Source organism: Nonomuraea sp. NPDC050022 (genome assembly GCF_044460705.1).
In the GTDB taxonomy this organism is placed as follows: Bacteria; Actinomycetota; Actinomycetes; order Streptosporangiales; family Streptosporangiaceae; genus Nonomuraea.
The window spans coordinates 36,795-61,509 of record NZ_JBITKE010000007.1 but is presented as its reverse complement, the minus strand read 5'-3'; the positions used below and the strand labels follow the sequence as shown (position 1 = coordinate 61,509).

At 70.7% G+C, this 24,715-nt stretch carries 22 protein-coding genes; 10 read left to right on the top strand and 12 right to left on the bottom strand.

The genetic code is table 11. The features are described 5' to 3' along the window. Positions 1-94 precede the first annotated feature (94 nt). Entirely contained in the window at positions 95-1,381 is a 1,287-nt protein-coding gene (aceA, locus tag ACIBO2_RS29410; protein ID WP_358552790.1) for an isocitrate lyase, read from the top strand. A gap of 95 nt (positions 1,382-1,476) precedes the next feature. On the opposite strand, the gene ACIBO2_RS29405 is transcribed toward aceA, so the two are convergent. From ACIBO2_RS29405 to ACIBO2_RS29375, 7 genes are all read right to left on the bottom strand, one after another. After that, positions 1,477-2,448, bottom strand: coding sequence for a TolB family protein (locus ACIBO2_RS29405; RefSeq protein WP_397300936.1), 972 nt, complete (start codon positions 2,446-2,448; stop codon positions 1,477-1,479). Beyond that, the gene (locus tag ACIBO2_RS29400) at positions 2,448-3,758 is read right to left on the bottom strand and encodes a serine/threonine-protein kinase (RefSeq protein WP_397300933.1); all 1,311 of its coding nucleotides are present in this window, start codon (positions 3,756-3,758) and stop codon (positions 2,448-2,450) included. The genes ACIBO2_RS29405 and ACIBO2_RS29400 overlap by 1 nt, the downstream gene beginning before the upstream one ends. Before the next feature lie 2 nt (positions 3,759-3,760). Then, entirely contained in the window at positions 3,761-4,930 is a 1,170-nt protein-coding gene (locus ACIBO2_RS29395; protein WP_397300930.1) for a hypothetical protein, read from the bottom strand. Positions 4,931-5,415: 485 nt separating this feature from the next. Then, positions 5,416-6,348, bottom strand: a complete 933-nt coding sequence (locus ACIBO2_RS29390) for a protein kinase (protein WP_397300927.1) — start codon at positions 6,346-6,348, stop codon at positions 5,416-5,418. A gap of 92 nt (positions 6,349-6,440) precedes the next feature. After that, positions 6,441-7,976 (bottom strand): protein kinase, encoded by a 1,536-nt coding sequence (locus ACIBO2_RS29385; RefSeq protein ID WP_358552796.1) that lies wholly within the window; start codon positions 7,974-7,976, stop codon positions 6,441-6,443. A 194-nt stretch (positions 7,977-8,170) separates the two neighbouring features. Then, positions 8,171-9,004: a siderophore-interacting protein gene (locus tag ACIBO2_RS29380; protein ID WP_358552798.1), complete on the bottom strand. Its 834-nt coding sequence runs from the start codon at positions 9,002-9,004 to the stop codon at positions 8,171-8,173. A 162-nt stretch (positions 9,005-9,166) separates the two neighbouring features. Then, on the bottom strand, positions 9,167-10,141 hold the full coding sequence (locus tag ACIBO2_RS29375; RefSeq protein ID WP_358552800.1) for an alpha/beta hydrolase: 975 nt from the start codon (positions 10,139-10,141) through the stop codon (positions 9,167-9,169). A 130-nt stretch (positions 10,142-10,271) separates the two neighbouring features. Here ACIBO2_RS29375 and ACIBO2_RS29370 point away from each other — a divergent pair, with 130 nt between their 5' ends. Genes ACIBO2_RS29370 through ACIBO2_RS29360 form a run of 3 tightly spaced genes read left to right on the top strand, consistent with a single transcriptional unit; the run spans position 10,272 to position 12,713 of the window. Further along, positions 10,272-11,168 carry an ABC transporter permease gene (locus ACIBO2_RS29370; protein ID WP_397300922.1) on the top strand — a complete coding sequence of 299 codons (897 nt, stop codon included), beginning with the start codon at positions 10,272-10,274 and terminating at the stop codon, positions 11,166-11,168. Next, positions 11,161-11,949, top strand: coding sequence for an ABC-2 family transporter protein (locus tag ACIBO2_RS29365; protein WP_358552804.1), 789 nt, complete (start codon positions 11,161-11,163; stop codon positions 11,947-11,949). The genes ACIBO2_RS29370 and ACIBO2_RS29365 overlap by 8 nt, the downstream gene beginning before the upstream one ends. A 2-nt stretch (positions 11,950-11,951) precedes the next feature. Further along, a complete protein-coding gene (locus ACIBO2_RS29360) occupies positions 11,952-12,713 on the top strand; it encodes an ATP-binding cassette domain-containing protein (protein WP_358552806.1) in 762 nt (253 codons plus the stop codon). A gap of 54 nt (positions 12,714-12,767) precedes the next feature. Here the strand turns inward: ACIBO2_RS29360 and ACIBO2_RS29355 are convergent, their stop codons facing one another. Continuing rightward, on the bottom strand, positions 12,768-13,250 hold the full coding sequence (locus ACIBO2_RS29355) for a hypothetical protein (protein WP_397300918.1): 483 nt from the start codon (positions 13,248-13,250) through the stop codon (positions 12,768-12,770). Between the two features lie 120 nt (positions 13,251-13,370). On the opposite strand from ACIBO2_RS29355, the gene ACIBO2_RS29350 reads away from it, so the two are divergent. Together ACIBO2_RS29350 and ACIBO2_RS29345 are read left to right on the top strand one after the other, a co-directional pair. Continuing rightward, on the top strand, positions 13,371-13,904 hold the full coding sequence (locus tag ACIBO2_RS29350; RefSeq protein ID WP_358552810.1) for an MFS transporter: 534 nt from the start codon (positions 13,371-13,373) through the stop codon (positions 13,902-13,904). Positions 13,905-13,952: 48 nt separating this feature from the next. Then, entirely contained in the window at positions 13,953-14,702 is a 750-nt protein-coding gene (locus tag ACIBO2_RS29345) for a YcnI family protein (protein ID WP_358552812.1), read from the top strand. 116 nt (positions 14,703-14,818) lie between these two features. Here ACIBO2_RS29345 and ACIBO2_RS29340 read toward each other — a convergent pair whose 3' ends face one another. Genes ACIBO2_RS29340 through ACIBO2_RS29330 form a run of 3 tightly spaced genes read right to left on the bottom strand, consistent with a single transcriptional unit; the run spans position 14,819 to position 17,899 of the window. Continuing rightward, the gene (locus ACIBO2_RS29340; protein ID WP_397300915.1) at positions 14,819-15,772 is read right to left on the bottom strand and encodes an ABC transporter permease; all 954 of its coding nucleotides are present in this window, start codon (positions 15,770-15,772) and stop codon (positions 14,819-14,821) included. Next, on the bottom strand, positions 15,759-16,742 hold the full coding sequence (locus tag ACIBO2_RS29335; RefSeq protein ID WP_358552816.1) for an ABC transporter ATP-binding protein: 984 nt from the start codon (positions 16,740-16,742) through the stop codon (positions 15,759-15,761). Before ACIBO2_RS29335 ends, ACIBO2_RS29340 begins: the two co-directional genes overlap by 14 nt. After that, positions 16,739-17,899: an outer membrane lipoprotein carrier protein LolA gene (locus tag ACIBO2_RS29330; RefSeq protein WP_358552818.1), complete on the bottom strand. Its 1,161-nt coding sequence runs from the start codon at positions 17,897-17,899 to the stop codon at positions 16,739-16,741. The genes ACIBO2_RS29335 and ACIBO2_RS29330 overlap by 4 nt, the downstream gene beginning before the upstream one ends. A gap of 145 nt (positions 17,900-18,044) precedes the next feature. On the opposite strand from ACIBO2_RS29330, the gene ACIBO2_RS29325 reads away from it, so the two are divergent. Together ACIBO2_RS29325 and ACIBO2_RS29320 are read left to right on the top strand one after the other, a co-directional pair. Continuing rightward, positions 18,045-18,719 (top strand): response regulator transcription factor, encoded by a 675-nt coding sequence (locus tag ACIBO2_RS29325; protein WP_358552820.1) that lies wholly within the window; start codon positions 18,045-18,047, stop codon positions 18,717-18,719. Beyond that, positions 18,712-20,058, top strand: coding sequence for an ATP-binding protein (locus ACIBO2_RS29320; protein ID WP_358552822.1), 1,347 nt, complete (start codon positions 18,712-18,714; stop codon positions 20,056-20,058). The genes ACIBO2_RS29325 and ACIBO2_RS29320 overlap by 8 nt, the downstream gene beginning before the upstream one ends. A 137-nt stretch (positions 20,059-20,195) precedes the next feature. Here ACIBO2_RS29320 and ACIBO2_RS29315 read toward each other — a convergent pair whose 3' ends face one another. Further along, positions 20,196-21,065: a LysR family transcriptional regulator gene (locus tag ACIBO2_RS29315; protein ID WP_358433634.1), complete on the bottom strand. Its 870-nt coding sequence runs from the start codon at positions 21,063-21,065 to the stop codon at positions 20,196-20,198. A gap of 624 nt (positions 21,066-21,689) precedes the next feature. On the opposite strand from ACIBO2_RS29315, the gene ACIBO2_RS29310 reads away from it, so the two are divergent. Next, positions 21,690-22,676, top strand: a complete 987-nt coding sequence (locus tag ACIBO2_RS29310) for a neutral zinc metallopeptidase (RefSeq protein ID WP_358552824.1) — start codon at positions 21,690-21,692, stop codon at positions 22,674-22,676. Positions 22,677-22,811: 135 nt separating this feature from the next. Beyond that, the gene (locus tag ACIBO2_RS29305; protein WP_397300908.1) at positions 22,812-24,710 is read left to right on the top strand and encodes an LCP family protein; all 1,899 of its coding nucleotides are present in this window, start codon (positions 22,812-22,814) and stop codon (positions 24,708-24,710) included. Positions 24,711-24,715 lie beyond the last annotated feature (5 nt).

The window sequence follows — 24,715 nt, the reverse complement described above, 5'->3', positions numbered from 1 at the left end:
TTTGCTGCTTCTTCTGCTCGAAGGAGGCTATTTTGCCGCGTCAGCCCGGGCACAGACTCGGCACAGGCCCCAGGGGACGACAAAGGAGTGAAAAATGAACGATCGCCTCAAGGGAGCTGCTGAGCAGCTGCAGGACGAATGGGACAACGACCATCGCTGGGCGGGCGTCGAACGGACCTACAGCGCCGAGGACGTGATCAAGCTTCGCGGGAGCGTCCAGGAGGAACACACGCTGGCCCGGCTCGGCGCCGAGCGGTTGTGGGGCCTCCTGCACACCGAGGACTACGTGCACGCGCTCGGCGCGCTCACCGGCAACCAGGCGGTGCAGCAGGTGAAGGCCGGACTTCAGGCCATCTACCTGTCCGGCTGGCAGGTCGCGGCCGACGCGAACCTGGGCGGCCACACCTACCCGGACCAGAGCCTGTATCCGGCGAACTCCGTGCCCGCCGTCGTGCGCCGAATCAACAACGCGTTGCTGCGGGCCGACCAGATCACCTGGTCGGAGGGCCTCCAGGACGCCCCGCACTGGCTCGCGCCGATCGTGGCGGACGCCGAAGCGGGATTCGGCGGCGTTCTCAACGCCTTCGAGCTCATGAAGGGCATGATCGCCGCGGGTGCGGCGGGCGTGCACTGGGAGGACCAGCTCGCCTCCGAGAAGAAGTGCGGCCACCTAGGCGGCAAAGTGCTGATCCCGACCGGCCAGCACGTCAAGACGCTGAACGCCGCCCGCCTGGCCGCCGACGTGGCCGGGGTCCCGACACTGATCATCGCGCGGACCGACGCCCAGGCCGCGACGCTCCTGACCAGTGACGTGGACCCCCGCGACCAGGTCTTCGCCACCGGCGAGCGGACCGCCGAGGGCTTCTACCGAGTCCGCAACGGCGTCCAGGCGTGCATCGCGCGCGGCCTGGCCTACTCACCGCACTCCGACCTGCTCTGGATGGAGACCGGCACGCCCGACCTCGACGTCGCCCGCGAGTTCGCCGAGGCGATCAAGGCCGAGTACCCGGACCAGATGCTGGCCTACAACTGCTCACCGTCGTTCAACTGGAAGAAGCACCTGGACGACTCCACGATCGCCAAGTTCCAGCGGGAGCTGGGGCACATGGGGTACAAGTTCCAGTTCATCACGCTGGCCGGGTTCCACTCGCTGAACTACTCGATGTTCAACCTGGCTCAGGGGTACGCCTCGGACGGCATGACGGCGTACGTGGACCTGCAGGAGGCGGAGTTCGCGGCCGAGTCGCGCGGCTACACCGCCACCCGCCACCAACGCGAGGTCGGGACCGGCTACTTCGACCTGATCAGCACCGCCATCGCCCCCGACTCCTCGACGACCGCCCTCAGGGGCTCCACGGAGGAAGAGCAGTTCGCCCACTAGTTTCCCAGTCTCGCCGGCCACCTCCAGGGCATGGACAGGTGTTCTCCCGGCGAACCCGGCCGCGCCAGACGTCCCCCCGGCCTGGCGCGGCCACCTCATGCCCTGGCTCTGCTGTACCAGAGGGTGACCGCCTTGAGTTCCGTCGCGGGCCCTTCGGCGAGGACTCGCTGGGTCTTGCCGTTCAGGTCGGCCAGGACCAGCCGGGTGGTGCCTGTCTTGGTGACCGTGGCGAGGAAGTGCTCGGAGTCCAGCCAGCCGTTGAAGACCCTGCTCTTGTCGCCCGGGCTCTTGTCGCCTGGGCTCTTGTCGCCCAGGCTCTTGTCGCCCGAGCTCTTGTCGCTCGGTATGACGGCTCGCCTGGCGCCGGTGGTCGCGTCCCACAGGCAGACGCCCTTGAGCGTGCCCGGGCAGGCCGTGGCGAATACCGTGGCGGTCACCGTACCGATGCGCAGCGTGGCGGTGCCCACGTTCATCAGGTCGCCCTTGTCGCGGAACGAGCGGGCCACCGTGCCGTCCAGGCCGACGAAAGAGATCGCGCCGTCCGTCTCCTGGCGCAGCAGCGTCGAGGCGTCCGGGCCCCAGGAATAGCCGCCCTTGCGCCCTCCGGGCGTCAGGCGGGACCGGACGCTCTTGGTGGCGGCGTCCACGATCACGAATCCCGCTATGTTCAGCGAGCCCGGTCTGCCGGTATAGAGGGTCATGAGCAGGTGACGGCCGTCGGCGTTCCACCTCGCGTCCATCGTGTCGCCGGGTTTGTCCGCGGTGCGGAGCTCGACGTCCTCGCCGGTGGCCGGCGTGACCAGCCTGATCGTGTTGTAGTCGGTACGGCTCAGCGTGGTGACGGACAGGGCGGCCACGTAAGTGCCGCGCGGCGAGACCGTCGGCTGCTGGAAGTTCCCGAAATACTGGAATTTGCCGGCCTTGGCGTCGCGGACATAGGCGGGAGAACCCTCGCCCTGCTGCGCCGTCCCGTAGGCGGAGCTGACCCAGACGGGGTCGGCGGGGTTCTCGTGCAACGTGATCTTGGTGCCGGGGATCTTCACCGTGGTTGTCGAGGTCGTGGGCATCACGTCGTCGGTCGTCGCCGCGCCGGATGACGTCGAGGACGGGCCCCCGGTCTGGGCAGTGGCTGGGGCTCCGGTCCCTGGGACGCTGGTCCCTGGGGTGCCGGTTCCCGTGGCGCCCAGGACGGTCGTACCGGCCTGCCTGATCGTCCTGGGGTGCCGGTTCCCGTGGCGCCCAGGACGGTCGTACCGGCCTGCCTGATCGTGACGGCCACCGCCGCGACCGCCACCAGCACCGCGGCGGTCCCGATCAACGCCACCCGCCGCCCGGAGCGCCGACCCGGAACCAACGTCGACGGGGACGGCCCAGAGGGAACGGAGGGCACAACAGAAGCCAGCGGCACAGACGGCGATCCGGACTGCGATCCCCCAGACGGGGTCGCAGACGATGAGGCGGCAGCGGGTGCGGCGGTAGTGGGCGAGGCGGCGGCGGTATGCGGGGCACCGGCGGGTCGAGTAGGGGTGGGCGGGGCGGCGGATCTGGTGCCCTCGGTGAGCAGGCCCTGGGGCGGAACCGGATGGCCGAGCAGGGTGAGCAGCGCTCGGGCAGCCGTGGGCCGGGCCGCGGGGTCCTTGGCCAGGCAGCGGGCCACCAGGTCACGCAGGTCGCCGCGCAGGTCGCCGAGGTCGGGTTCCGCCGACAGGATCCGGTTCAGTACGGACGGCAGGTCTCCCGAGCCGAAGGGCGGTTTGCCGGAAGCCGCGCACACCACCGTGGCCGCCCAGGCGAACAGGTCCGCGGGCGGCCCCGCGCCGGCGCCGCCGAACTGCTCCGGAGCCATGTACGGCGGCGTGCCCACCAGATGCTCGCCGGTGAGTTCACTGGAATCCAGCGCCCGGGAGATCCCGAAGTCGATCACCCGTGGACCGTCCCTGCCGAGCAGTACGTTGCCCGGTTTGAGGTCCCGGTGCACCACCCCGGCCTGGTGGATGGCGGTCAGCGCGGTCAGACTGCCGACCGCCAGGCGGCGCAGCTCGGCCGGCCGCAGCGGGCCCCGCTCGGCGAGCACCCTGGCGAGGGAGGGCCCGTCGACGTACTCGCTGATGACGTACGGCACGCCGTTCAGTTCGCCGGTCGCCAGCACGGTCGCCGTACAGAACGCCTTGACCCGTCGCGCGAGCTCGATCTCCTTGGCGAACCCCGCCCACCCCTCATCCCCGGTCGCGTTTGTCAGCAGCTTGATCGCGACGCGCTCCCCTGCCGCCGACTCGCCGAGATAGACGACCCCCTGACCGCCCTGGCCGAGTCGGCCCGCGACGCGGTACGGCCCCACCTGGGCGGGGTCGCCCGCGAGCAAGGGGCGCGGTTCCATGGTCACGGAGCCTTGGGCGCGAACTGCCGGGCGCTTTTGTTCGGGGCGACGTCCGCGAGGACGCGCTTGACCTTGCCCAGGAAGTCCATGATCTCGACGTGGGCCCTTCCCTTCTTGGCGGACTCCTGCACGAGGATGTTGTCCTCGTTGAACCAGCCGAGCACGTAGGAGTCGTCCTTGACGCCGGGCACGGTGGCCGTGCGGTCACCGGTCGTGGCGTCCCAGATGCTGATCTCCTTGTTATTGGGGCAGACCGTCATGAACTGCTTGCCCGACGGGGAATACCAGGAGACGTCGCGGGGCCTGCCCACCCAGTGCATGCTGTGGATGACCTTGCCCGACATGTCGTACGTCTCGATGCCCTGACTCTTGGTGGCGCTGTAACCTCTGGCGATCTTGCCGTCCGGGGTGAACGCGAACGGCAGGCTGCTGGCGTCCTCGTACTGCGCTTCCACGACGGTGGCCGTCCGCGCCTGGACGTCGATGACCGCGAAGCCCGTGATCAACGTCCGTTTGGCGTTCGAGACCGACAGCAGCAGCCGCCTGCCGTCCCGCGACCAGGCTGGGGACCAGGTCTGCGCGGGCTTCTTCACCGTGTTGACGGTGAAGGACTCCTTGGTGTTCAGGTTGGTGAACCGCACCTGATCCATGTCGGAGCTCTGGAACTTGACCCACGGGTTGAGCGCCACCCAGTCGCCCGTCGGTGACAGGCGCGGCTCCTCGGCCAGGCCGACCTCCTTGAACTGGCCGGACCTGTCCCTGGCGAACGCCTTGTACGGGCTCTTGACCTGGAGGTAGGCGGCCAGCCATACGGGGTCGGCGGAGTTCTCGTGCAGGATGGCGTCGACGTCGGGGAGCTTGACGTCCTTGTCGGCCTTGGGCGCGACGCTGGCGACCGGCGCGCTGGTCACGCTGGGGGTGATCGGGGGCGCGGCGGTGATGACCGAGGTGGGCGCACCCGACGCGGCACCAGACCGTACGGGACCAGTGCCAACAGGACCGGAACTGACGAGACCGGGGCTGACGGGACCGGTCGAAGTCGAACGGAGTGCGGACGGGCCGGAGGCCGCCACGAGCCGCTGGCCGGTCAGCGCGTAGACACCGATGCCCGACACCAGCGCCCCGGCGACGAACGCGGCCACGGCGATCAGCACCCCCTGGCCCCGCCGCACGGGCAGGGCCGCCGCGACACCGTCCGACGCCCGCCCACCTGCCCCATGCCGCTCAAGCCCATCCGGCCCTCGACCGTCCGCCCCCTGCCGCTCCAGCTCATCCGGCCCTCGACTGTCCGACGCCCGCCCGTCCGGCCCTTGACCGCCCGACGCCCATCCGTCCGGCCCTTGACCGCCCGACGCCCATCCGTCCGGCCCCCAACCATCCGGCTCCAGCCCAGCAGGCCCCCGCCGACCATCCGGCTCCTGCCCTGCCGACGCCCGCCCTTCCGGTACCTGCCCGGTCGACCCCTGCCCCTCCCCTGCCTGCCCAGCCAACGACGACCGCCACGGCGACGGCGGCGAATCCGGCGATAACGGCGGCGGCGACTGCGGCGAGGGCGGCTGCGAATCCAGGGAGGAGGAAGGCCGCGGCTGCGAGTCAGGTGGTAACCGTGGCGGCGGCAGGTTGTAGGGCAGCCCGGACGGTGGCGGCAGCCGGGCGGTCAGGAAGTTGGTCTCCCCGACCAGCCGCAGCAGCACCTCGACAGGCAGGCCACCACCAGGTCGCGCAGGTCCCCGAGGTCGGGCAGGTCGGGCTCGCCGTTGGTGATCCGGTTGACCGTGCCCGCCATCGAGCCGCCGTCGAAGGGAGAGCGGCCGGACGCCGCCGACACCAACGTCCCCGCCCACGAGAACAGGTCGGCCGGGGGCTCGGCGGCGGCCCCGGCGAGCCGTTCGGGCGCGGTAAAGGCGGGCACGTCCACCTTGCGGGTCGTGGCGGACGCCGTGCCCGCCATCGCCCGGCCGATGCCGAAGTTGATCAGCCGCGGCCCGTCGGGGCCGAGCACCACGTTGCCCGGCCGGATGTCGCCGTGGACGACGTTCGCCTGGTGGATGGCCACCAGCGCGGTGACGGTCCCGACGGCGAGCCGGTGCAGCGCCGTATTCCGCAGCCGGGTGCCTGTCGCGGTCGTCCGCTCCAGCGTGGGGCCGTCGATGTACTCACTCACCACGTAGGGCCGGCCGTCGTGCAGTCCAGACCCGAGCACCTGGGCCGTACAGAAGGCGGAGACCTCCTGGAAGGGCTCGATCAGGCGCAGGAAGCGCTCCTGGTCGATCTCCGGGTGCAGCAGCTTCACCACGACAAGCTCCGCTGACGGCGGCGGAGCCGACTCGAACTGCGATGGCGACGGCGACGGCGACGGCGGAGCCGGCTCAACTTCCGACGGCGACGGCAGCGACAACGACGACCCATCCTCCGCCGACGCCGGCGGAATCGTCTCATCCGCCGCCGACGAAGACGGCGGCGGCGGCGATTCATCCGTTCCGGCGAGATTCGGCGTGCCGACGAACACGTCCGGGCTCAGCCGTCCGATCAACCGGTACACACCCACCTGGACGGGCTCTTCCTCGCGCAGCGGTTCGAACTCCGGCATCCGGATTTCTCCTCCCGGCACAACCAGGCCGTAGATCACCAATTATGGTGACTTGCCGCCAGGAATTGCAGGGGTTGCCAGCGATCCGGGACTCAGGAGGAGCCGGTGGGCGGAGCGGTGGCCGTTTCCGATACCGATGGGGTGATCGACGGGTCCGGCGACTCGCCGGGGCCGTCCTGCGGGATCGTGGTGATGGACGCCGACGGTGGCGGGCAGTCGCGCCTGGCCGAGCCGCCGCGTCTCTTCCCCGCGGGGCCGGCGCAGCCGCCCGTGTCAGCGTCGCCCGGTTCGCCCGGCTCGTACGTGGTCGGCGGATGCCAGGCGGCCTTCCGCTCGGGCGAGGGGTCGAGCACGATGACCGGGGCGCTCGTGCGGGCCCGGGTGGCGGACACCGGCGGCGAGGTGATCGCCGTGCCCGCGACGGTGGCCGGGACGCTGGTCAAAGGCATGATAGCGGGGCGCCTGGTGGAGTCGGCCGTCTCGTACGGCTGGACGACGGGCCGGTTCTCCGACGGCGGAGAGGCCCCGCCGATGCTCGGACCACCAACGCCGCCCGACGCCGCGATCACGGTGACGGCCGCGATGGAGACCGTGGCCAGCGCCGCGAAGGTGGCGTGCGACAGGTGCGCCCCGGCCTTGGCCCTGCGTCCGCGCTTCGGCGTGGTCGTCGCCTCCTCGCCGGTCTCGGGCGCGAGCCGTACTCCTTCGCCGGTCTCGGGCGCGAGCCGTAGCCTGCCCGCTCCCGGCGGATAGGGCACGGGCGTCCAGATCTCGGCGAGTACGCCCGCCACCGCGGTCCGCAGGTCCCACGGATCGCCCACGCCCCCGGCGGCGAGCAGGACGCGTAACAGGTCGGCGGCCTTGGGCCGGTCGCCGGGCGCCTTGGCCAGCGCCGCCTCGACCGCGGGCCGCAGCAGGGCGGGCACGCCCTCGACGCGCGGCGCCTCGAACAGGATGCGGCGGGTCAGCACATCGGCCTCGCCGCCGCCGAACGGGTGGTGCCCCGTGGCGGCGAACGCCACCAGGCAGCCCCACGCGAACACGTCCGACGCGGGCACGGCGGGCCCGCCGGTCAGCCGCTCGGGCGCCACCCAGCCCGGACTGCCCATGACCTGCCCCGCCTGCGTGTGCGCCGCCAGCGTGTCGACGTCTCGGGCGATGCCGAAGTCGATCACTCGCGGCCCGTCCTCGGACAGCAGTACGTTGCCCGGCTTGAGGTCGCGGTGGACCAGCCCCGCGTCGTGCACGGCGACCAGCGCCGCCGCCACGCCGAGCCCGGCGCCGTAGGCCAGGTCGGGCGTGAGCGGACCGCGCGCCATCACGACCTGGGACAGGGCGGGGCCTGGAATGTACTCGGTGACCAGGTACGGGCGGTCCCGGTCGGTGCCGTCCTCGATCACGGCCGCGGTGCAGAAGGGCACGATTCGCCGCGAAAATCCGACTTCCTCCGCGAAACGGGCCCGCAACGTGGGATCGTTGAGGTGTACCGCGTGCGGCGTCTTCAACGCCACCAGACCGCCCCGCGGGTGTTCGGCCAGATAGACCACCCCCATGCCGCCGATGCCGAGGCGGCCGAGGAGCAGGTATCTGCCGATGATGACCGGGTCGCCCACCGTAAGCGGCCGCACGCCTGGAGGCATGTCGCTCGCACCACGCGCCATCGGTTCTCCGCTCGCTGTCTGGGACACGGCCAAAGCACACTGTCGTCCCATTCGAGCGGGGTTTCCGCATGGTTTTCACAAGGGGTATCGGAGGTAAGGCGGTCGTGCCTCCACAGTAAGTAAGCGGTGTGACTCGATGGCCTGAAGTGGCGTTTTACCACCTAGCCGAGCGCCGCGGCCTCCTCGGCCTCGACCTGGCGGTTCCAGTCGCGCTTCGCGGCTCGCCAGCCCTCGTCGTCGGCGCCGAGCCGCCAGTAGCCGGAGATCGACAGCTGCTCCATCGGCACCTTGCGCTCAACTCGGAGATGGCGGCGCAACTCCTTGACGAACCCCGCCTCACCGTGGACGAACGCGTGCACGTCACCGTCCGGGAACTCCAGCTCGCGCACCGCCTTCACCAGCGCCTCACCGACGGGCGCGCCGTCGCGGTGCAGCCAGACGAGCCGCGTCTCACCCGAGACCCGCAGTTTCTGCTCCTCCTCCGGCCCGTCGACCTCGATGAAGGCGTAGGCGGTCGCGCCACCGGGCAGCGTCTCCAGCGCGGCCGCGATAGCCGGAAGCGCGCTCTCGTCGCCGACGAGCAGATGCCAGCCCGCCTCCGGGCGCGGCGCGTAGGCGCCGCCGGGGCCGAGCATGTACAGCTCGTCACCGGGCACGGCCCGCGCGGCCCACGGCCCGGCGATGCCCTCCTCGCCGTGGTAGACGAAGTCGAGCGTCATCTCCCCGGCGTCGGGGTCCCAGGCGCGCACGGTGTAGCTGCGCAGCCGCGGCCAGACCTCCCGTGGCATGGTCTCGCGTACATGCTGAACGTTGAACGGGACCGGATAGTCGACCCCCTCGTGCGGGAAGACCAGCTTGACGTAGTGATCGGTGAGACCCGAGGTGGCGAAGTCCCGCAGATCCTCACCGCCGACCACGACACGGATCATGTGCGGCGTGATCCGCTCCGTACGTATCACTACGCCACGATGGTGATCTCTGGGCTTGTCAGCCATCGGAACACTCCTCAATATTAGGTATGCCTAACCTACACCCTGATTACCGGTTCGGTCAGGGCGAGCGGCCACGGGTAACGGCAAAGACCTGTTCCTGCACACCATTCACTCGCCGCGACCCATCCAGCATCGCATCACGACGACCACCCTGGACCCCAGGGGTCAGGCCGCGTCCTCCAGCGAGGACGACCGCACCGCCGCGACCGCGGCGAAGAACCTCGCCATGTGCCGGAAGGCCAGCCTGCCCTCGGGCAGCACATCGGCCAGGATCGGGAACACGTGCGGCATCCGCCGCCACTCCTCGTACGTCACCGGCACCCCCGCCAGCCTGGCCTTGACCGCCACGCGCCGGGCCTCGTCCCTGAGCACCTCCGTCGAGCCGGTCACGATCATGAGCGGCGGCAGACCGGTGAAGTCGCCGAGCACGGGCGAGAGGAGGGGGTCGCGCGAATCCAGGCCGGAGGTCCAGCGCCGGGCCAGCCAGCGGATGCGACTGGCCGACAGCATCGGGTCCTGCCAGCGGTTCGCCCGCTTGGGCAGGTCGGTCAGGTCGGCCCAGGGCGACAGGCAGACGGCGGCGGCCGGGAGCGGCAGGCCGCGGTCACGCAGGGCGAGCAGGGTGGCGAGTGTGAGGTGCCCGCCCGCCGAGTCGCCGCCGAACAGAACGTCCTCGGGCGCGTACCCCCGCTTCAGCAGGCAGTCATAGGCGTCCAGCGCGTCGCTCAGGGAGTCGGCCAGCTTGTGGATCGGCCCCTGGCGGTAGTCGAGGGCGAGGACCGGGCGGCGGGCCGCGACGGACAGGCGCCAGGTGATCGGCCGGTGCGTCCTGGGCGAACAGGAGAAGTAGCCGCCGCCGTGGAAGTACAGCAGCACCTTGCCCTCGTCGGGCGCCGCGCCCGCGCGTACCCACTCACCGCCGCACGCGGAGAAGGCGGCCGGCTCGACGTCCACGTGGCCGGGCGGCCGTAACGGCACCAGGCGGCCCAGCTCGCCGAGCCGGGCGGCGCAGTCGATCGTCACGGGGTGGCGCATCAGGAGGTGGGAGGCCGGCTTGAGGGTCCCGCGCATCAGACCGGTGACCGCGCGAGCCTGCCAGCTCAGTGGATAGTCGGGAGCGACGTCCCTGTCCAAGTCCATATATCCCTCCGATGAATCTCCTTCCCCCCAGAACATCGCTCTACTCGCAAGTAAGTATCTCCTCGCTTACGGGACTATTTCCGCGATGTGTCACACGAGGCCGAATAGCGGCCCGCGCGTCGTTATCGCGTTGCGAATCGCCGACCGCGGAGCAGATAATTCAAGGCTTCCATCGACCGACCCGCGTGCGGGTCCGGGCACGGTTGGTCACCGTGCCATCACTCTCCGGAGGTGCAAAACCATACCGCTCTATGCCCGGCTGGTCCGGTACGGCTTCCGCAAACACGCCACCTACGTCTGGGCCGCGATCGCGGGCGCCTTCACCAACAGCGTCTTCGGCATCCTTCGCGCCTACATCCTCATCGCCCTCTGGCAGGCCAGGCCCGGCCTGGCCGGTTACGACGTCACCCAGGCCGTCACGTTCTGCTTCATCACCCAGGCCCTGATCGGCCCGATGCAGCTGTTCGGCACGGGCCTGGCCATCCCCGAGCGGATCCGCAGCGGCGACATCGCGCTCGACCTCGTCCGCCCCGCCTCGCTCCTGCTCTGGTCCCTGTCGGAGGACCTGGGCCGGGCCTGCTACCTGTTCCTGGTACGCGGCATCCCGCCGATGCTGCTGGGCGCCGCGCTGTTCGGCGTCACCTATCCGGCCGGACCCGGGCAGTGGCTCGCCTTCCTCGCCGGCTTCCTGGCCGGGATGATCGCCAGCTTCGGCTGGCGCTACCTGGTCTCGCTGTCGGTCTGCTGGCTGATCGACGAGCGTGGCGTGGGGGCGTTCTCGCTGGTGCTCACCACGCTCTTCAGCGGGATGCTGCTGCCGCTCGGCCTGTTCCCCGGCCTGCTCGGCGACCTGGCCAAGGCGCTGCCGTGGGCCGCGATGGTCCAGGCACCCACTGACCTCTACCTCGGCAAGGCGCCCGTCCTGGAGACCCTGGCCTTCCAGAGCTGCTGGGCCGCCGCGCTGCTCGCCGCCGGTGCGCTCGGCACGCGGGCGATCCGCCACAAGGTGGTGATCCAGGGTGGTTAGCACATATTTCCTGCTGGCCTGGACCTGGACCCGCGCCGCGATGGCCTACCCGGCCTCGTTCGTCCTCACGATCGTGCTCGGCCTGTTCGTGGCGGGCACCGACGTGGCGGTGATCCTCATCATCTTCGCCAACACCACCTCCCTGGCCGGCTTCTCCCGCGAGGAGACGCTCTTCCTGTACGGCACGGCGAACCTGGCCTTCTGCCTGTGCGACCTGTTCGTCAGCAACATCGACCGGATCAGCCAGCACATCAAGGCGGGCACGTTCGACACCATCCTGATCAGGCCCGTGAGCGCCTGGATCCAGCTGGCGGCCGACCGTTTCCTGCCGACCCGTGCCGGCCGCGTCCTGCAGGCGGCGATCGTGCTCGGCTACGCGATCAACGCCCTCGGCCTCGACTCCGGGCGGCTCTGGATGGTCCCCGTCATGATCGCGACGGGGGTGGTCATCTTCGGGGCGCTCTGGACGCTGGCCGGGGCGCTGCAGTTCGTGCTGACCGACGCGCCCGAGGTGACCAACGCCTTCACCTACGGCAGCGGCCAGCTCACGCAATATCCGTTCGCGATCTACGGCCGTGACCTGGTGCGCGGGGTGACCTACGCGCTGCCGCTGGCCTTCATCAACTGGCAGCCCGCCCTCTACGTGCTGGACCGGGACGACCCGTTCGGCACGCCGGGCTTCATGCGCTTCCTCGGGCCGGTCGCGGCCCTGATCCTCGCCCTGCTCGCCGGGTTCGCCTGGCGCCTGGGCATCCGGCATTACCGATCCACGGGGAGTTAGGGATGATCGAGCTCGACCAGGCCGGGCGCTCGTTCAAGGTGCGGAGGAGCCTCAAGCTCAAAGGGAACGTCGTGCACGCCGTACGCGACCTGTCGTTCACCGTGGCGCCCGGAGAGTTCGTCGGCTACCTCGGCCCCAACGGCGCCGGCAAGTCCACCACGATCAAGATGCTGTGCGGCATCCTGACCCCCACGTCGGGCCGGGTACGGGTGGCCGGGCTCGACCCCTCGCGCAAGCGCACGACGCTGGCGCGGCGCATCGGCGTGGTGTTCGGGCAGCGTACGACGCTGTGGTGGGATCTTCCGCTGCGGGACAGCTTTGAACTGATCCGACTCCTTTACAAAGTAGATCGCAAGGTCTTCAAGACGCGGCTCGACGAGCTGACCGAGACGCTCGACCTGGGTGACTTCACCCGCACGCCGGTGCGTCAGCTCAGCCTGGGCCAGCGCATGCGCGGCGACCTGGCCGCCGCGCTGCTGCACGCGCCCGACGTGCTGGTGCTCGATGAGCCGACCATCGGGCTCGACGTGGTCAGCAAGTCGAGCATCCGGGCGTTCCTGCGCCGGCTCAACGCCGAGCAGGGCACGACCGTCCTGCTGACCACGCACGACCTGGGCGACATCGAACGGCTCTGCCGCCGGGTCATGCTGATCGACCACGGCCGGCTGGCGTTCGACGGCACGCTCGACGAGCTGATGGCCACGGCGCCCGAGAAGTCCACGATCGAGGACGTGGTCACCCACCTCTACACGGGCAGCCGCTGAGCGTCGGCTCATGCGGACGCCGGCCCGCACGATCGCCAACCTCGAGGACGACGATCAGTAATAGCCGCCCTGGGGGCTCTCCTCGTAGTCCTCGTCCTCGTCCTCGTGCCGCCGCGACCAGCGCGACGGCATCAGCACCGGGATGAACAGGGCGACCCCGAGCAGGGCGAACACGCCCGTGGTCAGCAGCAGCTTGTCACCGGTGCCGACGTCCCTGATGATCTGGTTCACCGACGGCTCGGCGGGGATCAGGGAGATCGCCCGGTTGACGTCGAGGGAGTAGACCACGGTCCAGGCCAGCAGCACCATCGAGGGCACGAACGTGGCCATCGGCGAGACCCGGCCCGCCACCACGAGTCCCACGACCAGCCCGACCGCCGCCATCGCGCCGAGGGCGATCCACATCTGCTGGCCGCCGGCGGGGTTGGCCGACGCACTGGATAATGCCTGCTGGACGGCCCAGCCGCCGCCTCCCAGCACCGCTGCGGTCACCACGACGCCGATGAGCAATCCTGCAAAGTGCCGCAACGTTCTCACCTCAATGTCAACGTGTTCGGCACGACCCTAGCGACAATTGCCGCAAATCGACCAGCATTGCGCGGCATGGGAGTAGCGGTCTCCCCGAACCCTGCCCCCGTGAGAGCATGTGACACACCCATGCGCGCGGAACTTCCCCTCAGACTCGCGCGGACGGCCGCCTTCGCCGCCGTCTGCGTGGGACTCGCCGCGCTCGCGCACGCGATGGGCGGCGGCTCGGTTCCCCCGCCGCACACGGCCGCGCTCGGCCTCGGCGCCGTGCTGCTGCCGGCCCTGGCGCTGAGCGCCCGCGAGCGCTCGGCCGCGACGATCAACGTCGCGCTGGTGTGCGCCCAGTTCGGGCTGCACGAGCTGTTCGGCGCCGACGGCACCGCCTACGTCATCTCGCACGCGCACGGCCGCGGGCTCGGCCAGGCCGCCGGCATGCTGCTGGCGCACCTGACGGCCACGCTGATCACGGGGTGGTGGCTGGCGCGCGGCGAGAGCGCGCTCTGGGCGCTGCTGCGCCGCCTCGGTCACCGTCTGGCGCTGCTGCGCCCGCTCGCCGTTCCCGCCGTGCGGCCGGCCGTCCCGATGGTGATCGTACGGATCGTCCCGGTCGATCCGCTGCTCCTGCACTGTGTCGCCAGGCGTGGTCCTCCACTGCCCGCCTGATCCTCTGACACCTTTTCGACCCCCCGCTCATTCCAGTGGAGATCCATCATGTCCTTCGTGCGACGTACGGCCACGGTTCTGGCCGCCGCCACCGCCATCACCGCCGGCCTCGCCCTTCCCGCGCTGGCCCACGTCTCGATCAACCCGGGCACCGCCGAGCAGGGCGGCTTCAGCAAGGTCGCCTTCCGGGTGCCCAACGAGCGCGACGACGCCTCGACCGTCAAGGTCGAGGTCTCCTTCCCCACCGACCACCCGCTGGCGTTCGTCTCGGTCAAGCCGGTGCCGGGATGGAGCGTCAAAGTCACCGAGGGCAAGCTGCCCAAGCCCGTCAAGACCGAGTACGGCGATCTGAAGGAGGCCGTCACCAAGGTCGTCTGGTCGGGCGGGAAGATCGGTAAGGGCGAGTTCCAGGAGTTCGAGGTATCCATGGGGCAGTTGCCCACCGACACCGATCAGCTCGCGTTCCCGACGACGCAGACATACTCCGGCGGCGAGGTGGTCAAGTGGGCGGACGCCCCCAAGGCGGACGGCAGCGAGGCGGAGCACCCGGCTCCGACGCTCAAGCTGACTCCCGCGACCGCGTCCGACTCGCACCACAGCGGCTCCCCGTCGGCCGCCGCGTCAGCCCCCGCGGCCTCGGCGCCGGCCTCCGCTGACGGCATGGCCCCATCGGTCAGCAAGGTAGCGGCCGGCTCGTCCTCGGACGGCACCGCGCGCCTGCTGGGCGGTGCCGGACTCGTGGTGGGCGTCATCGGCATCGTGGTCGCCGTCCTGGCCCTGCGCCGCCGCCCGTCCTGACCGCGCGTTTCCTGAAGTCCGGGCCTGCGCCGCCGCCCGTCCTGACGTACGGGCGGCTCTAATTTGATGGCGGACCGCCGAGACGGTCCGGGTCGGATCTCACCGGCCCGGACCGCTCAGGAGGTGATGTCCTTGCCCGAGAAGCGGGCCCACGCGATGGAGCCGAACAGCAGGATGTACGCCCCGAAGACCAGCAGCCCCTGACCGAGGCCCGCGAAGTCGATGGGGCTGCGCAGCACCGCGTCGAACTTGGTCCACCAGCTGGGCAGCAGGTAGGGCGTGATCGCCTCGAGCTGCGGGATCGCCCTGAGCACCTGGGTGACGATGATCAGGACCATCGTCGCCGCGATGGCGCCGATGGACACCTCGGTGAACGTCGACAGGGCCACCGCCACGGCCGCCAGGGCCGCCATGCCCGCGCCCACGTACCCGACGGTGATGAGGATCCGCAGCAGGCCCTCGGCCACCGAGATGGTGCTGCCCGACAGCAGCGTCACCGGCCCCACCGGGAACAGGATCAGCCCGGTGACGAGCGCCGACAGCGCCACCACGACGGTGATCGCGTAGCCGAACACCACCGCGTTGAGGTACTTCACGACCAGCAGCCTCGTCCGGCCGGCGGGCGCGGCGAGCAGGTAGCGCAGCGTCCCCGCGCCCGCCTCGCCGGCGATCGAATCGCCGCCGACCACGCTCACCGCGATCGGCATCAGCAGCAGCACCAGGAAGGAGAACGAGGCGAAGGTCAGCATGAGGCTGTTGCCCGCCACAGCCCCGATGAGCCCGCCGACCGCCTCGTCGGCGCTGGCGATGCGCAGCGCGATGCCGATCAGCACCGGCACGCTCGCCAGGACGGCCAGCATCACCTGATTGCGTGGCCGCCGGAACGTCAGGCCGAGCTCGGAGCCGAGCAGCCGCCAGAACGCCGACGCCAGACGCACCGGCGGCCCGGCCGGCTCGGCCGGCTCGGATGAACCGGGCGCCGAGGACGGCCGCCGCTCGGCGGTGCGCATCGTCTCGGTCACCGGCACCAGCCCCGGCGTCCGGCGCTCCTGCGTCTCAGCCGTCGACATCGAATCCCTCCCCTGTCAGTCCCACGAACACGTCCTCCAGGCTCGGCCGTACGACGGCCAGCCCGCGCACGGCGACGCCCTCCCGTACCAGCGTCGCGTTGATGTCCTCGGGCGCGTGCGCGCCCAGGTCCGCCGTCACCGCCGCGACGCCCTCGTCAGGCGTGCGCACGTCGGCCAGGCCGAGCGTGCCGAGCACCCGCGCCGCGTCGGCGACGTCCGGTGTCTCGACTCTGACGCGGGTGGTGAGGCCGCCGTTGAGCGAGGCGATCGTGCCCTGGGCGACCAGGTTGCCGGCCCGCATGATCGCGGCGTGCGTGCACATCTGCTCGACCTCGGTCAGCAGGTGCGAGGAGACGAAGACCGTGGTGCCGTCGGCGGCGATCTCCTTGACCAGCGCGCGCACCTCGCGGGTGCCCTGCGGGTCGAGCCCGTTGGTGGGCTCGTCGAGTATGAGCAGCTCACGGGGTCCGAGCAGGGCGGCGGCGATGGCCAGGCGCTGGCGCATGCCGAGTGAGTAGTTGCGGAAGCGCTTGCCCGCGGCCGCCGACAGGCCGACCCGCTCCAGGGCCTCGGCGACCCGCGTCTTCGCGGTACGGCCGGGGGCGGTGGGGTCGGCGGCGTCGAAGCGGTACAGGTTCGCCTCGCCCGACAGGTACGGGTAGAACGCCGGCCCCTCGACCAGCGCCCCCACCCGGGGCAGTGCGTCCGCCAGGGGCAGGCCGAGCACGGAGTACTCGCCGGCCGTGGGCGCCACCAGGCCGAGCAGCATGCGGATCGTGGTGGTCTTGCCCGAGCCGTTGGGCCCGAGGAAGCCGAAGACCGATCCGCGCGGCACGGTCAGGTCCAGTGCGTCGACCGCGACCTGGCCGCCGCGGAAGCGCTTGGTCAGGCCCTGGGTGACGATCGCCGAGTCGCCGGAGGGCGGGGCCGCCCCGAAGGGCGCCCCCGCTTCATGCGTGACAACGGTCACTTGGTGCCCGCCGCCTTGGTGATCTCCTCCGGCGTGACCGCGCCGACCAGCAGCCGGCCGTCATCGGTCAGCAGCGCGGTGACGAGCTTGGTCTTGATCAGCTTGCCCGAGCCCCACGTGCCGCTGACCGGGGTGGCCGTCTTGAGCACGTTCTGGACGAGCGCGCTCGGGTCGGCGCCCTCCGAGCCGCCCTTCCAGTGGCTGCCCGGCTTGCCGTCGGACGGGGTCTCGGCCGGCTTGGCCGTCAGGTCCGCCAGCGTGGCGGGCAGGACCGCGACCCTGGTCCAGCCGGCGCCGACGACCTTCGTGTCCTTGCGGGCCTCCTTGGCCGACTCCGCCTGCTGCTCGGCGTGCTCGGCGTCGCCGCCGGCACCGAGCGTCTCCTCCTTCACCTTGGCGCCCGCGGGCGGAGTGAAGGCGAAGTTCTCCTCCGCCGGCGGCGTGAAGGTCACCTGGGTGAAGCCGACCTGGAAGGCCGGCTCGGCCGAGCCCTTGGCGAAGACCTGGACCTGCAACGGCATGTACGTCTCACCGTCGAGCGCCAGCCGCACCTCCTGCACCAGCGAGCCCTCGTCCTTGGGGGCGAGCACGAGCTGGTAGGCGGCACGGCCGGCCACCTGGGCGTTGTTGGTCACCCGGATGGCGGTGTGCTCGTCGGCGTTGGCCAGGAGCTTGGCCGCCACCTGCTGCGGGGTCACATCGGCCGGCCCCGGCGTGGGCAGCTCGTGCGGCTTCCCGGCGGCGCCCTTGGCCATCTTGATCTTGGTCGCCGTGTTGTCGCCGCTGTCCCAGTACCAGACCTGGTCGCCGTTGACGATCAGGTTGGACTCGTCGAACTGCGTCGGCATGGCGACCCTCAGCTTGTCGCCGGCGCCGTACCAGACCTTCACCTCATGTGAGCCGGACAGCAGGCTCAGCGGCGACGTGCCACCCATGTCGGGCAGTGCGGGCAGACCGAGCGAAGCGGTCTGCTGCACGGTGCCGGACATGGGCGGCGGGCCGGCCTTGTCCTTGGTGGCCGCCGCGGCGTCGGCGAGCAACTGCTGCGCCGTACGCTCGGGCAGCACCGGATCGCCGCTGACCGCGGCGATGACCGGACCGGCCCCCATAGCTCCCGCGATCACGGCCGCGGCCGCGATCGGAACTCCCCATCTCACGAACGTTCCTCTGCGCATCTCACTCCTTAACGGTATGTCGATGACCAGAGCCTGCGTCATGCATGCTTAGGCGAGCCTGAGACCAGCTGAGACGGCTCTCAGCCTTCTCAGCGTGGTCACAGGGGAGGAACGGGAGAATCGCCACATGAGAGTACTTGTCGTCGAGGATGAGCGGCGGATGGCGGCCGCGCTGCAGCGGGGGCTCCAGGCCGAGGGTTTCGCCGTGGACCTCGCCCACGACGGCGAGCAGGGACTGCACGCGGCCAGACACGGCGACTACGACATCGTGGTGCTCGACATCATGCTGCCCCGGCTGTCGGGCTACAACGTGTGCAAGCAGTTGCGCGCCGAGGAGAACTGGGTGCCGATCCTGATGCTCTCCGCCAAGGACGGCGAGTACGACATGGCCGACGGCCTCGATCTGGGCGCCGACGACTACCTGACCAAGCCCTTCTCGTACGTGGTGCTGGTGGCCAGGCTGCGCGCGCTGCTGCGGCGCGACTCCGGGCGGCGGCCCGCCGTGCTGACGGCGGGCGACCTGACGCTGGACCCCGCGCGGCGCCGGGTGGAGCGGGGTGAGCAGGTGATCGAGCTGACGCCCAGGGAGTTCGCGCTGCTGGAATATCTGCTGCGCCGGCGCGACGAGGTGGTGTCGAAGTCGGAGATCCTGGAGCACGTGTGGGACACCTTCGACACCGACCCGAACGTGGTGGAGGTCTACGTGGGCTACCTGCGGCGCAAGGTCGACGCCCCGTTCGGCAGGAACGCCCTGCAGACCGTGCGCGGCGCGGGCTACCGGCTGGCGGGCGACGGTGGCTGACTCGCCGCTGCTGTGGTGGCGGCGCCAGGGGCTGCGCTTCCGGTTGACGGTCGTGGCCGCCGCCGTCCTCGCGCTCGCGCTGGCCATCTCGGCGTCGGTGCTGCTGACCGTCCTGGACCGGGCCCTCATCGGCACCGTCGACGACTCGACCAGGCAGCAGGCCCAGACCGTGCGGGTGCAGGCCGACGCGGGCACGCTGACCAGCCCGATCGCTACCCACGACGGCACGATCGTGCAGGTGATCGACGCGTCGGGCCGCATCACGGACGTCACATACGGCGCCGACCGGCTGGTCCCGCTGCTGGACGCGCGGGAGCGGGCCGAGGTGCTGCGCGACGGCCAGGCCACGTTCCTGGACGGCCGGCCGTTCGCGATCTCGGGGCCGCTGCGCGTGGTGGTCATCAGCGCCGACCATGGCAGGACCGTGGTCGCGGCCAGGCCCATCGGCGAGATCCAGACCAGCCTCGGTACGGCCGGCCGGGTGCTGCTGGTCGGCACGCCGATGCTCATCGTGCTGCTGGCCGTGGCCAGCTGGGTGGTCATCGGCCGGACGCTGCGGCCGATCGCCGCGCTGCGCAGGGGCGCCGCCGAGATCACGCACACCGCCAGGTCGCGCCGGCTGCCGGTGCCCGAGTCGCGCGACGAGGTGCACTCGCTGGCCACCACGCTCAACGACATGCTGGCCCGGCTGGAGGAGGCCGAGCAGCGTCAGCGGGCGCTGGTCTCCGACGCCGCGCACGAGCTGCGCAGCCCGCTGGCCAGCATCCGGCTGCAGCTGGAGGTGGCGCTCGGCCATCCGGAGGGCCAGGACTGGCCGGAGACGGCCGAGGGCGTGATGGAGGACGCGATGCGGCTGTCCAGGCTCGCCGAGGACCTGCTGGCGCTGGCCCGCCTGGACGAGCGCGGCGGCGTGCCGGCCAGGCGCGAGCCGGTCGATCTCGACGAGGTGGTGCGCCAGACCGTCGACAGGTACGGCGAGGCCCGGCTGACCGTGTGCGATCCCGTCGTGGTCCGCGGCGACGCGCTGGACCTGAGCCGGGTGCTGACGAACCTGGTGGACAACGCGGTGCGGCACACCTCGTCGAAGGTGGAGGTGGCGCTGACGGCCGACGGGGTGCTGACGGTGACCGACGACGGGCCCGGCATTCCCGAGCAGGATCGCGAGCGGGTGTTCAACCGGTTCACCCGGCTGGACTCGGGCCGCAGCCGCGACGAGGGCGGCGCTGGGCTGGGCCTGGCCATCGTCCGGGAGACCGTGCGGGCGCACGGGGGCGGGGTGCATCTGGAGGACGCCGCACCGGGGCTGCGTGCGGTCGTGCGGTTGCCTGTGGCGAGGTGAGGAGGGGGGTTCGCGCACGGGGTGCGTGCGGGGTTCGTGCGGGTTCTGCGGGGGTTCGTGCGGGGGGTTCGTGCGGGGGTGAGTCCTCGCTTCCGGCCGGGCGCGGCGGCGGCCGAAGGCGATGTGCTCAGGACGGGTCAGGCGGCGCTGCCCTTTTCGGCGGCGGCCAGGAAGTCCTGGGCGATCAGCGGCAGGCGGCGACGGGCGTGCACGACGGCGATGACGCGGCGGACCGCGGGTTCCAGCGAGCGCACCACCAGGCCCGCCCGGCCGGCCTGTTCGGCCATGCCGCGGTACCACAGCAGTGACGCCTGGCCGGTGCGTACGGCGTTGAGCCAGCCGTTGCGCTCGTCGGTTTCGAGCACGACGACCGGGCTGACGGCGTACTTGCCGAACATCGCGTCGAGTTCCCTGCGCCGGACGCTGCCCCGTGCGGGCAGGGCCAGGCGCATCCCGTCAAGCTTGCCCATGGGCACGGGATTGGGCAGTTCGAGGCCGGGCGGGGAGATCAGCACGATCTCCTGGCGTTCGAGCGGATGGGTGATGAGATCGGTGGGTACGGGCAGATCGGTCAGGCCGAGGTCGGCCCGCTGATCCCTGATGGCGTTGACGACGGCGTCACGGCCGTCACAACGGACGATGTGCACGCGGACACCTGGGTGCTCGGCGGTGTAGGCGGGCAGCAGCCGTCCGGCCAGGCCGGGTTCGAGGCTGGGTGTGGAGGCGATGCGGAGCTCCGCCTCCCCTGTGCTGCCGTGATTGGACAGGCTCTCGATCTCGTGTACGGCATCAAGAGCCTCCCTTGCCAGTTTGACCACCCGCCGGCCTTGTGCGGTGACGACGACACCGCGTCCGGACCTGGCGAAGAGCGTCATGCCGAGTTCCCGTTCCAGATCGCGGATCGCGCGCGAAAGCGCAGGTTGCGCGATATACAGCGATCTGGCCGCGTCGGTCATGGTGCGGTGCTCCGCAGTCGCGACCACGTAGCGGAGCTGCTGGAGGTTCATGTCAAAGAAGCTAGGACACCAGCTGCCGTGCGGTCCGGGACATAGCAGAGATCACCTCGAATGATTTCGGACCGTAGCCGGGCACTGCGACTTCTGTGACGGGTGATAAATCGGTATGCTTCTGCCCCAAATTCGGCAAATGTCCAACCAGTGACGTACCAAGTCACCCTTTACGGACAACCGAGTCAAGGGGGATACACGGTGACAGGCAACGGGCAGCATCCACCCCCGCCTCAGGGGCCAGGTCAGCCCCTGCGGCCACCGTCGCGTCCGTGGCCGCCGCCGGGCCACCGCGAGCCGCAGCCCCAGGGTTACGGTCATCCGGGGCAGCAGCCGCCTCCCCCGCCTGGACCGGTCTATCCGCCGCCTCCGCCGGGGCCCGTCTATCCGCAGGGGCCGGTGCATCCCCCGCAGGGCCAGCCGTACGGGGCGCCGCCCCAGGGGCAGCCGTACCCGCCCCAGGGGCAGCCGTACCCGCTAAGCGGGCAAGGGCAGCCGCACCCGCCGGGCGGGCCGTACGGACCGCCACAGGGCGGCTCCTGGCATCCGCAGCAGCCGCCTCCTCCCCCGCGTCCGCCCATGCCGCCGGGGCCGTGGGGGCCGCCGCCGCGGAAGAAGTCGGGCATGGGGGTGATCGGCATCCTCGGGGCGGTCTTCGGGTCGATGGCGGCGCTGTTCGTGCTGCTCGTGATCGCGACGGCGATGCTCAAAGGCTCGTCCAGACACGACACGACCACGCCGGTCGCCATCCCCTCCTACACCGACTCCTATGACGACGACGAGACGCCGTCCCCGTCCGAGTCGCGGAGCCAGACCCGGTCGAGCGAGCCGACGGCGACGCGGTCCACCGAGCCCGAGACGCCGGCCCGGCCCACGCTGAACACGAGCACGAGGAACAACACCCTGTACCGGGTCGGCGCCCTGCCCAGGGTGGCCTGCCCGGCGGGCGGCGCGAGCATCTTCAGCCACAGCCAGCTCAAGGCGCTGATCCTGAAGACCGGCAGGTGCATGGACCGGGCCTGGGGGCCGATCATGCAGCGGCAGGGCATCCGGTTCACGCCGCCGAGCTACTCGATCGTGGCCACGCGCGGCAGGGGCGCCTGCGGCGACTATCCGTCGCCGGGGAGCATGGTGCCGTACTACTGCCCGCGCAACAACACCATCTACGCCTCCACCTCGGCCATGGCCAGGGGCAACGGGAACGCCCGCGGCTACGGGGAGATCATCTCCTGGCACGGCGGGATCATCAGCATGCTGGCCCACGAGTACGGGCACCACGTCCAGAACATCTCGGGCGTGATGGACTCCTGGTGGAAGCAGACGGTCGACTCCAGCAGCCGGAGCGGCAAGCTGGCACTGAGCAGGAAGCTGGAGCTCCAGGCGACCTGCTTCGGCGGCATGTGGATGCGGTCGGTGGCCGCGTCCTACCCGGTCAACACCGCGAACCGCGCCCGCCTCTTCTGGTTCTACGGGCAGGTGGGCGACTATCCCGGATATCCCCGCGACCACGGCAACAGAGTGAACAACAACCGGTGGTTCCGTCAGGGCTGGGAGAGGAACCAGGCGTTCCAGTGCAACACCTGGATGGCGGCTTCGTCCACGACCTCCTGATGTCATGGCCTGTTCATCTCAGGTTGGGTACATGTCTTGGATGTCCCTATATGGGAGCTAGACTCCTGGCAATCTTGTGCCCTACGGGGTGCAAAAACCATGGGTTTCGCCAGGTAGGCGTGTGAAGGAGCCGGTGTGAGCAAGCGCGATGGGGTGGACACCGCGCCCGAGGGCAGAAAACGGCGCGCTCCCCGCCGCTCGGGCACAGGGTCCGAAACCGGACCAGGAGAGGGTTCGGACGCCGGCCGTACGGGCGAACCGCCGGACGCGGGCTCACCCCAGAACCGCACCCCCGCAGACAGCTCACCGCAGAACCGCACCCCCGCGGACAGCTCACCGCAGAGCGACGCCCCCGGCGACAGCCCCCCGTCCGCAGGCGGCCACGGCACGCGTCCGGCTGGCACGCATCCCACGAGTCCCGGCGGGACCGGCCCGGGCGAGACCGGTCCGGGTGGCACCGGTCCGGGTGGGAAGGGTCCGGGTGGGAAGGGCCGGGGCGGCAAGGGCGCTCGTGGTCCCGCGTCCTCCGGCGCCGGGCGGCCCAAGCCCCGGCCGCGGGCGGCCTCGGCGGCGCCCCAGTTCGCCAAGCCGCTCTCCACCGGCGGCCTGCTCGGCTGGACCCTGCTGTCCGCCATCGTCCCCGGCGCCGCTCACCTGCGCGCCGGGCGCCGTGGTACCGGCCTGGTCATGCTCGGCGCGTACGTGGTGCTGCTGCTCGCCGGGCTGGCGTTCGGGCTGACGCGCAACAAGGACAACATCGCCCAATTGGTCGGCGCCGACATGCAGCTGACGGTCATCGTCATCGCCGCTGTGCTCGCACTGGCCTGGTTCGCCATCATCGTGCTGTCGTACGTGGCGCTCGGCCCCAACCGGCTGCACCAGCAGGGCCAGATCGTCTCCGGCATCGTGGTCGGCGTGCTCTGCGTCTCGGTCATGGCCCCCTTCGCCTTCGTCGCGGACACCGTGCTGACCTTCCGCAACGCCTCCCAGAAGATCTTCGTCCCCATCGCCCTGAGCACGGACCCGAGTGTCGCGCCGATCAAGGAGGACGATCCCTGGAACGGCAAGGACCGGGTGAACTTCCTGCTGATCGGCGGCGACGCGGCCGGCGACCGTACCGGCGTGCGCACCGACAGCATGACGATCGCCAGCGTGGACATCGCGACGGGCAAGACGGTCCTGTTCAGCCTGCCGCGCAACCTGCAGCACGTACACTTCCCGACGTCCTCGCCGCTGCGCAAGCAGTTCCCCAACGGTTTCATGGCGGAGCTGCCCAACGGCGGCCTGCTCAACGAGGTCTGGCAGTACGCCACTGAGAACCCGCAGATCATGGGCGGCAAGAACAGGGGCCCACGCGCGCTGATGGACGCCATCGGCTACACGCTCAACCTGAAGATCGACTACTACGCCATGATGAACATGTACGGCTTCGCGGACCTGGTCGACGCCATCGGCGGCCTCAAGATCCGCGTGGAGCGCGACATCAAGTGGGGCGGCCACTTCGGCACCGCGGGCACGATCAAGGCGGGCTACAAGAAGCTGACCGGCGAGCAGGCCCTGTGGTACGGCCGGTCGCGAGTGGACAGCGACGACTTCTCGCGCATGGCCCGCCAGCGCTGCGTCATCGGCGCGTTCGCGCAGCAGGCGACGCCCGACAAGATCCTGTTGAACTTCGGCAAGATCGCCGATGCGACGAAGCGGCTCGCGCAGACGAACATCCCGCAGGAGCTGGTCGAGCCGCTCGTGGCGCTGGCCGTCAAGGTGAAGAGCGCCAAGATCACCAGCTTGCAGTTCGTACCGCCGGAGTTCCTGTCGGGGCGTCCCGACTGGCTGAAGATCCGGCGGGCCGCGGACAAGGCGATCAAGGACTCGGTCCGGCCGACCCGGAGCGCGCAGGCGGCTGACGTCACGTCCTCGCCCGGGACGCCCACGACCAGGCCGACCCGTTCGTACGCCGCCGCCAAGCCGACCCAGACGCCCACCCAGAACAGCCAGAAGACCGCCCAGAGCCTGTCGGAGCTCTGCGGGCTGTAAGGCCC